A 1238-nucleotide genomic window follows, 5' to 3' on the forward strand; every position below is an offset into this window, starting at 1 on the left:
TTCGCAAGGCCTTCCGCAGCTGCCGGCTGGCAATTACAGTACGCTTACTCCGGGGCAGATTCTCGTTCCCGGCGAGCATAAATCGACAGTGGACACGCTGGCGGACAAGACGGCGGGGATGCTCCAGACCGCTTCCCGGAAAGGAATCCGCTGGGTGGCCTCCTGGTTTGATTCCGCCGAATAGGCGCCAGCGCCCTGTCCCCGCCCCTTTAGGGACCGGGTTATTCCCAGGGGCGGTATCCGTTTCCCCAGCCATATCCTTCTATTTTAAAATAACTGTATATCTTGACATAACCCTGATTGCTGGGGGGGAGTTGTACTGCTATAATAAGATGATTAACAACAGGCTGTCTGTGGGGGTAAGGAATGACTGACGTTAAGAAAAGGCAAGAACAAATTCGCAATTTCTCGATAATTGCACATATAGACCACGGCAAGTCGACGCTGGCCGACCGGATTCTTGAATACACCGGAGCGCTCACTTCGCGCGAAATGCAGGAGCAGGTGCTTGACCAGATGGATCTTGAGCGCGAGCGCGGCATTACGATCAAGCTGCAGGCCGTTCGTCTAACGTACCGTGCCGACGACGGCGAGGAATACCTGCTCAATCTGATCGACACGCCGGGACATGTCGATTTCACTTATGAGGTATCGCGCAGTCTCGCGGCCTGCGAAGGGGCGCTGCTCGTCGTGGACGCGGCGCAGGGAATCGAAGCCCAGACGCTGGCGAACGTCTATCTGGCGCTGGACAACAACCTGGAAATTCTCCCGGTCGTCAACAAGATCGACCTGCCAAGCGCCGATCCGGAGCGGGTCAAGCAGGAGATCGAGGACGTCATCGGCCTCGATGCCAGCGAGGCGGTCCTTGCTTCCGCCAAGGCGGGCATCGGCATCAAGGAGATTCTGGAGCAGGTGGTCAAGCAGGTCCCGCCGCCTACGGGAGATCCCGATCAGCCGCTGAAGGCGCTGATTTTCGACTCCCATTACGACCCTTACAAGGGCGTCATTGTCTATGTCCGGGTCGTTGACGGCAGCATCCGCGCGGGTTCGAAGATCAAGATGATGGCGACCGACAAGACGTTCGAGGTCATTGAAGTCGGCGCATTTATGCCGCGTATGAGCATTGTGAGCGAATTGAATGTAGGCGATGTTGGCTTTATCGTGGCGGGCATCAAGCATGTGGGCGACACCCGTGTCGGGGATACGGTAACGGACGCCAAGCGCCCGACGCCCGAGCC

General features: G+C 57.7%; 1 protein-coding gene and 1 pseudogene. Both read left to right on the top strand.

All coding sequences use genetic code 11. From position 1 onward, the window contains the following. Positions 1 to 184: pseudogene (locus L692_RS33015) on the top strand (hypothetical protein); the annotation flags it as partial. 182 nt (positions 185 to 366) lie between these two features. Further along, on the top strand, positions 367 to 1238 hold an 872-nt coding region (locus L692_RS0118960), incomplete at its 3' end, for a GTP-binding protein (protein ID WP_025701642.1).

The sequence above is a fragment of the Paenibacillus forsythiae T98 genome (genome assembly GCF_000520735.1).
GTDB classification, from domain to species: Bacteria; Bacillota; Bacilli; order Paenibacillales; family Paenibacillaceae; genus Paenibacillus_AQ; species Paenibacillus_AQ forsythiae.